Source organism: Streptosporangium sp. NPDC003464, assembly GCF_053588315.1.
In genome coordinates, this window is sequence record NZ_JBSFPS010000396.1 from 1 (window position 1) to 6,385 (window position 6,385).

Annotated in this window: 7 protein-coding genes and 1 pseudogene; 5 read left to right on the forward strand and 3 right to left on the reverse strand. The window is 73.1% G+C overall.

What is annotated here, in order from left to right; all coding sequences use genetic code 11:
- From ACWDS7_RS45390 to ACWDS7_RS45405, 4 genes and pseudogenes are all read left to right on the forward strand, one after another.
- Positions 1 to 513: pseudogene (locus ACWDS7_RS45390) on the forward strand (hypothetical protein); the annotation flags it as partial.
- 180 nt (positions 514 to 693) lie between these two features.
- The gene (gene nirD, locus ACWDS7_RS45395; protein ID WP_451934346.1) at positions 694 to 1,047 is read left to right on the forward strand and encodes a nitrite reductase small subunit NirD; all 354 of its coding nucleotides are present in this window, start codon (positions 694 to 696) and stop codon (positions 1,045 to 1,047) included.
- 121 nt (positions 1,048 to 1,168) lie between these two features.
- Positions 1,169 to 2,338: a uroporphyrinogen-III synthase gene (locus ACWDS7_RS45400; RefSeq protein WP_451934347.1), complete on the forward strand. Its 1,170-nt coding sequence runs from the start codon at positions 1,169 to 1,171 to the stop codon at positions 2,336 to 2,338.
- A 49-nt stretch (positions 2,339 to 2,387) separates the two neighbouring features.
- Complete coding sequence (locus ACWDS7_RS45405) at positions 2,388 to 3,140, forward strand: sirohydrochlorin chelatase (protein ID WP_451934348.1); 753 nt, start codon at positions 2,388 to 2,390, stop codon at positions 3,138 to 3,140.
- Here ACWDS7_RS45405 and ACWDS7_RS45410 read toward each other — a convergent pair.
- From ACWDS7_RS45410 to ACWDS7_RS45420, 3 genes are all read right to left on the reverse strand, one after another.
- Positions 3,044 to 3,565: a hypothetical protein gene (locus ACWDS7_RS45410; RefSeq protein ID WP_451934349.1), complete on the reverse strand. Its 522-nt coding sequence runs from the start codon at positions 3,563 to 3,565 to the stop codon at positions 3,044 to 3,046. The two genes, ACWDS7_RS45405 and ACWDS7_RS45410, sit on opposite strands and share 97 nt — an antisense overlap.
- 287 nt (positions 3,566 to 3,852) lie before the next feature.
- On the reverse strand, positions 3,853 to 4,707 hold the full coding sequence (locus tag ACWDS7_RS45415; RefSeq protein WP_306869044.1) for a PAC2 family protein: 855 nt from the start codon (positions 4,705 to 4,707) through the stop codon (positions 3,853 to 3,855).
- A 65-nt stretch (positions 4,708 to 4,772) separates the two neighbouring features.
- A complete protein-coding gene (locus tag ACWDS7_RS45420) occupies positions 4,773 to 5,231 on the reverse strand; it encodes a universal stress protein (RefSeq protein ID WP_306869047.1) in 459 nt (152 codons plus the stop codon).
- A 95-nt stretch (positions 5,232 to 5,326) separates the two neighbouring features.
- Between ACWDS7_RS45420 and ACWDS7_RS45425 the strand changes: the two genes are divergently transcribed.
- A partial coding sequence (locus tag ACWDS7_RS45425; RefSeq protein ID WP_451934350.1) for a homocysteine S-methyltransferase family protein occupies positions 5,327 to 6,385 on the forward strand: 1,059 nt, incomplete at its 3' end.

Consider the following 6,385-nt stretch of genomic DNA (forward strand, 5'->3'; position numbering starts at 1 on the left):
CCTTCGAACAGGCACTCGGACTCCTCCGATGGGCCGACGAACACCGAGGGTACTGCCAGGGTCGTTTCGATCTCGATCGCCACCGAGCAGGGCTGGAACCTCTACGTGGGCGGCAACGGCGGGTTCACCCCACGGCACGCCGACCTGTTCGCCGCGGACCTGAGCACCGAGGAGCTGATCCGGGCCATCGACCGGTTCCTGATGTTCTACGTCCGCACCGCCGACCGCCTGCAGCGCACCTCGGCCTGGCTGGAGGGCCAGGGCCTGGACTACGTCAAGCAGGTGGTCCTGGAGGACTCGCTCGGGATCTGCGCCGACCTGGACGCCCAGATGGCCCGGCACGTGGCCGCCTACGCCGACGAGTGGCGGGACGCCATCGAGGACCCCGACAAGCTGCGGCGCTTCGTCTCCTTCGTCAACGCGCCGGGGACCCCGGACCCGTCGATCGCCTTCACGGCCGAGCGGGACCAGATCAAGCCCGTCCTCGTCCCGCTGGAGGTGGTCGGTCCCTGACGCCCCGTCCGCGCCCGGGGCCGGGGTCCGCCCCGCCCCGCCCCGTCCCGTCCCGGCGCCCGGACCCACCGACGAGACCCGGCGCCCGGACCCACCGACGAGACCCGACGCCCGGACCCACCGACGAGACCCGACGCCCGGACCCACCGACGGAACCCGAATGGGAGGGAGCTCTCCACCATGACCGTCCTGAGCGAGACCGTGACGCAGACCGGCTGGATCCCGGTCTGCGCCTACACCGACCTGCTGCCCGAGCGCGGTGCCTGCGCGCTCGTCGGCGGCCATCAGATCGCGCTGTTCCGGACCTTCGACGGCGAGCTGTTCGCCATCGGCAACCGGGACCCCTTCAGCGGCGCCCAGGTCCTCTCCCGGGGGATCGTCGGCACCCGGGCGGGTGAGCCCAGCGTCGCCTCGCCCATGCACAAGCAGGTGTTCTCCCTGGTCACCGGTGTGTGCCTGGACGATCCGGCGGCGGCCGTACCGACCTATCCCGTCCGCGTCGCCGACGGCGCGGTGGAGGTGAGCGTGAGGTGACCCCGCAGACAGCCCGACGGGGCGGGCGACAGACGAGCGCGCCGGCGGCCCGGCGCGGCGAGCGGAGCGGCCGGCGGGGGACGGGCCGCCCGCGCGCCGGACGAGGAGTGGTGGACGACAGATGAGCATCGCCCTTGCGGACGACCTCGGGGGGTCTCCGGAGACCGCGCCCGACGCGCTGGCCGGATTCACGATCGGGGTCACCGCGACCCGGCGCGGTGAGGAGTTCTGCGCGCTGCTGGAGCGGCGGGGCGCCAGAGTGGTGCGCGCCCCGGCGATCCGGCTGGTGCCGCTGGCCGAGGACGCCGACCTGCTGGCCGCGACCCGGGCCGGCCTGGCGGGCCCGATCGACGACGTGGTGGTCACCACCGGGGTCGGGTTCCGGGGCTGGATGGCCGCGGCCGAGGGCTGGGGGCTGTCGGGGGAGCTGGCGGCGCGGCTGACCGCCGCCCGGCTGCTGACCCGCGGGCCCAAGGCGCGCGGCGCGGTCCGGGCCGCCGGGCTGAACGACCACTGGACGCCGCCCACCGAGTCGTGCGAGGAGGTCAAGCAGTATCTCCTCGCCCAGGACCTGCGGGGCCGCCGCATCGCCGTACAGCTGCACGGGGAGCCGCTGACCGGGTTCGTGGCCGCGCTGCGGGAGGCGGGGGCCGAGGTCATCGAGGTCCCGGTCTACCGGTGGCTGCCCTACCGCGACACCTCGCCGCTGCGCCGCCTGATCAGCCAGGCGATCTCCGGCGGGGTGGACGCGGTGGCCTTCACCAGCGCCCCGGCGGTGCTGGCCATGCTCGGCGCGGCCCGTGCCGACGGTCTGGAGGAGGCCCTGCTCGCGGCCTTCGCCGGGCCGGTCGTCGCGGCCTGCGTGGGTCCGGTCACGGCCGGACCGCTGCTGGCGCGCGAGGTGCCCGCCGTACAGCCCGAGCGTGCCCGGCTCGGCGCGCTGGCCAGGACGCTCGCCCGGCACCTGCCCGAGCACAGCGTCACCCGCCTGGTCGCCGGCGGCCACCCGCTGGAGATCCGCGGTCACGCCGTCGCCGTGGACGGCGAGCTCAAGCCGCTGCCGCCCGCCCCGATGGCGGTGCTCAAGCGCCTGGCCGAGAAGCCGGGCCACGTGGTGGCCCGTGCCGAGCTGCGCACCGTGCTCCCCGGCGGCCCGGCGCGCGACTCGGCGGAGCACGCCGTCGAGATGGCCGTCACCCGCCTGCGCCGCGCCCTCGGCCCCTCCGGCATCGTCGAGACGGTCGTCAAGCGCGGCTACCGGCTGGCCTGCGACCGCGACGGGGCCGTGTGAGAGGGCGCGCCGCACCGCCCGGCCGCCCCCGGACCGGCCGGGAGGGGACGTGACGACGCTGGTCCTCGCCGGGCACGGGAACCGCAGCGCGCGGGGGGAGGAGACGATCGCCGGGCTGCGGGACCTCGTACGGCGGGCCCGCCCGGGCAGCCGGGTCGAAACGGCCTTCCTGGAGATCAGCCCACCCCTGCTGGCCGAGACGCTCCCCGGCCTGCCGGGCCCGGTGGTCGTGGTCCCGCTGCTGCTGGCGGGCGGCTATCACGTCCACATCGACCTGCCCTCGGTGGTCGCCGAGGCCCGACCCGACGCGCTGGTGGCGGCCCCGCTCGGGCCGGACCCGCTGCTGGCCGCCGTCCTGGCCAGGAGGCTGGCGGGCAGCGGGCTGCGGCCCACCGACTCGGTCGTGCTGGGCGCGGCGGGCTCCTCCGACCCGGCCGCGCTGGCCGACGTGCGGGCCGCGGCCCGGCTGCTCGCGGTACGGCTGTCGCGCCCGGTCACGGCGGCCTTCGCCGCGACGGGCGCCCCCTCCGTCGGGGAGGCGCTGCGACGCCTGCGCTCCGGCCCGGTGCCCCGGATCGCGGTGGCCTCCTACCTGATGGCCCCCGGCTTCTTCCAGGACCGCCTGGAGTCCTCCGGCGCTGACCTGGTCAGCGCCCCGCTGGGGGTGGACGCCGACCTGGCCGCGCTGATCTGGGCCCGGTGCGATCAGGTCCGCTGGAGGTCCAGCCGCAGCTCGCGGACGATCTCCTCGGCGCTGGTGTCCCGCGAGGGCAGGCTGTCGGCGCCGACGAGCATCTCGTAGTAGGCGTGGCGCAGGCATCCGGCCAGCAGCAGCCGGGCGCTGGCGAGGGGGTCGACCTCGGGCGAGACCCGGCCCGCCCGCTGCTCGGCCGCCAGATACTCGGTCAGCGGGACGACCTCCGACATCGGGCCGATCTCGGTGTCGCGCAGCGCCTCGCGGAAGCGGACGGTGACCGAGGGGGAGCTGAAGGCGGGCAGCGCCGCCGCCTGGACCTCGGCGTAGTAGTCGATGCCGGCGCGGGCGATGGGCAGCAGGTTGTCGCTGACCCGTCCCTTGCCGACCAGGTGCATCAGGTCGTCGAGGATGCGGAGCCAGACCGGGAGCCGGTCCTGGAGCAGGGCGAGGAACATGTCGACCGCATGTCCGGGCTGGCTGCCCCGCAGGTATGCGTATGGGGCGGAGCTCTCGCCCTCCTCGCGTTTCATGAATACGGCCATCTCAAGAACGCGGCGTCGCGTCTCCTGAGCTTTCTGGTAAGGGTCGAGCTGGGGAGTCGCCATGGTTGCCCTAACGTGCGCAGTCACATGGACAATGTGCGTCATGGTGATGGCGCGGATCACCGATGTTTACAGAGCCGTGTTTCTCCTGGGTGTGCAATTGTTGCCGGCCGGTCTTCCAACTCGGTGCGACCCGGGCGGACCGGGTGGGGACCGATTATTGCCGGGAACCGCTGGAAAAGGGAGCGAACAGAGATAACTGTGTGCTGTGTGTTTCAGCTGTCGCCGTCACGGTCACGGCGGCGCAGGTAGCGCTCGAACTCCGCGGCGATGGCGTCGCCGCTCGCCTCCGGCAGCTCGGCGGCGTCCTTGCGCTCCTCCAGCTCCTTGACGTATTCGGCGACTTCGCTGTCCTGTGAGGCCAGCTCGTCCACGCCGTGCTCCCAGGCCCGTGACTCCTCGGCCAGGGCGCCCAGCGGCATCGGGATGTCGAGGAGGTCCTCCATCCGGCTGAGCAGCGCCAGGGTGGCCTTGGGGTTGGGCGGCTGGGCGACGTAGTGCGGCACCGACGCCCACAGCGACACCGCGTGGATCCCGGCGGTGCCCAGGGCGTGCTGGAGGACGCCGACGATGCCGGTCGGCCCCTCGTAACGGCTCAGCTCCAGGTTGATCGCCCGGGCCAGGCCCTCGTCGGTCGCCGAGCCCACGATCGGCACCGGGCGGGTGTGGGGGGAGTCGTTGAGGAGCGCGCCGAGCAGCACCGCCAGCTCCACCCCCAGCTCGCGGCAGACCACGATGATCTCTTCGCAGAAGGCGCGCCACCGCATGTTGGGCTCGATGCCGCGCAGCAGCACCACGTCGCGGTCCAGGCCCGGCGGCCGGGCCACCGACAGCTTGGTGGTCGGCCAGGTGATGGAGCGGGTCAGCCCCTCACCCATCTCGACGATGGGACGGGTGACCTGGAAGTCGTAGTATTCCTCGGGGTCGAGGGAGACCAGCGGGGTGGCCTTCCACTCGTCCTCCAGGTGGGCGATGACTCCGCTCGAGGCCTCGCCCGCGTCGTTCCACCCCTCGAACGCGGCGATCAGCACCGGGTCGACGAGCTCGGGTAGACCTTCGAGTTCGATCACGCGCCGCCTCCTTCTGGGCTCGCCTTACTATCCGGCTAAGCCTATGCGCTGAGGAGGCCTTTACGTCACCTTCCGGAAGTGGTGTGAACGATCAGCACGTCACAGCCCGCCCGCTGCGAGACGCTGGAGGGCACCGAGCCCAGCAGCCGCCCGGCGAGGCTGTTGAGCCCCCGGTTGCCGACGACGAGCAGATCGGCCCCGCGCCGCTCGGCGAGGGAGACGAGAACGTCCACCGCGTCGCCCTCCTCGGCGGCCAGCTCGACCGTCCGGGCGCCGGCGGCCACCGCGTGCTCCCGGGCGGCGCGCAGGGCGTCGTCGGCGGGCGTGGAGCCGCTCACCTTGTAGGACAGCTCGCCCAGGGCGTCGGCGGCCGCGCTGCGCTCACGCTCGCGCATGGGGGCGTAGGCGCAGGCCAGGACCAGGGTGGCGCCGGTCGCGGCGGCCAGGGAGGCGGCGGAGGTGACCGCGCGGAAGGAGGAGGGGGAGCCGTCGGTGCCGACGACAACGGTGCGGTAGGACGCCATCGATCGCCTCGCAGGGTAATTGGACCGTTAGTGCAATTACTACAAGAACAATCAGGAAGAATAACGTCTGGGCGCTTCCCAGTAAGCTTTCTCTCATGACTAGCAGACCGTCTTTCCGTGAAGTCCTGGCCGAGCGCGTGATGGTCGCCGACGGGGCCATGGGAACGATGCTGCAGGCGCACGACGTCACCCTGGACGACTTCGAAGGTCACGAGGGCTGCAACGAAGTGCTCAACGTCACCCGTCCCGACATCGTGCGGGCCGTGCACGACGCCTACTTCGAGGTCGGCGTCGACTGCGTCGAGACCAACACCTTCGGCGCCAACCTCGCCGCCCTCGGCGAATACGACATCTCCCAGCGGACCTACGAGCTGTCGGAGGCCGGCGCCCGGGTCGCCCGCGAGGCCGCCGACCACTGGTCCGCCACCAGCCACCCCCGCTACGTGCTCGGCTCGATCGGTCCCGGCACCAAGCTGCCCACCCTCGGGCACAAGCCGTACGGCGTGCTGCGCGACGCCTACTACGACAACGCGGCCGGCCTCATCGCCGGCGGCGCCGACGCGCTGATCATCGAGACCTGCCAGGACCTGCTCCAGGTCAAGGCCGCCGTCATCGGGGCCAGGCGGGCCATCGCCGACTCCGGCCGCGACGTGCCGGTCATCGCCCAGGTCACCGTGGAGACCAACGGCGCGATGCTGCTCGGCTCGGAGATCGGCGCCGCGCTCACCGCGATCGAGCCGCTCGGCGTCGACGTCATCGGCCTCAACTGCGCCACCGGCCCCGCCGAGATGAGCGAGCACCTGCGCCACCTGTCCAGGCACGCCCGCCTGCAGCTGTCCTGCATGCCCAACGCGGGCCTGCCCCAGCTGACCGCCGACGGCGCCTACTACCCGCTCACCCCCGGCGAGCTCGCCGACGCCCACGAGAACTTCACCCGGTCCTTCGGGCTGTCGCTGGTCGGCGGCTGCTGCGGCACCACCCCCGAGCACCTGCGCCAGGTGGTCGAGCGGGTGCGCGGCAACGAGCACGCCCCCCGCCGCCCGCGCCCCGAGTCCGGGGCCGCCTCGCTCTACCAGCACGTGCCCTTCCGCCAGGACACCTCCTACCTGGCGATCGGCGAGCGGACCAACGCCAACGGCTCCAAGGCCTTCCGC

Bases quoted from the DNA above. Each gene is read 5' to 3' on its own strand.
- nirD (WP_451934346.1), top strand. From the start codon at position 694: ATGACCGTCCTGAGCGAGACCGTGACGCAGACCGGCTGGATCCCGGTC.
- ACWDS7_RS45400 (WP_451934347.1), top strand. From the start codon at position 1,169: ATGAGCATCGCCCTTGCGGACGACCTCGGGGGGTCTCCGGAGACCGCG.
- ACWDS7_RS45410 (WP_451934349.1), bottom strand. From the start codon at position 3,565: ATGAAACGCGAGGAGGGCGAGAGCTCCGCCCCATACGCATACCTGCGG.
- ACWDS7_RS45420 (WP_306869047.1), bottom strand. From the start codon at position 5,231: ATGGCGTCCTACCGCACCGTTGTCGTCGGCACCGACGGCTCCCCCTCC.